1 protein-coding gene is annotated in these 317 nt (G+C 52.4%); it reads right to left on the bottom strand.

Going from position 1 to position 317, the window contains the following annotated elements; all coding sequences use genetic code 11:
* Positions 1 to 128: 128 nt before the first annotated feature.
* The coding region (locus tag XpopCFBP1817_RS22430) for a hypothetical protein (protein WP_208619700.1) at positions 129 to 317 on the bottom strand (189 nt) is incomplete at its 5' end.

The raw sequence follows: 317 nt of genomic DNA, 5'->3' as shown, positions 1-317 counted from the left end.
TGATCATGTCTGTCGTTCTCCGCTGGCAGGGCGTCAAGTCAATGATGGCAGATTGCTGGGGTTTTTAGAGGCTCCTTTACCATCATTGTTGGCCGGCAACACGCTCCTGGCGCACATGGATGCATCCATCAGAATCTCCATGCATTGGAGACACTGCTTTGCGCTAGCCTGAGCAGGCCAAGCAAACCCGCATAGCCAGATACATGCCTGAGTAATTGATCGCGTAAAAAGAACGCTTGGATCTGAGGTATCCCCACGTTTTTCAGCCCATGACCATCTGGTTGTAGACGTGTTCGGGCAGTGTGCGTAATCGCTCC

It is taken from the genome of Xanthomonas populi (genome assembly GCF_002940065.1).
Classification (GTDB): Bacteria; Pseudomonadota; Gammaproteobacteria; order Xanthomonadales; family Xanthomonadaceae; genus Xanthomonas; species Xanthomonas populi.
Note: the sequence above shows the minus strand (reverse complement) of the source record. Positions and strands in the feature narration are given on the sequence as shown.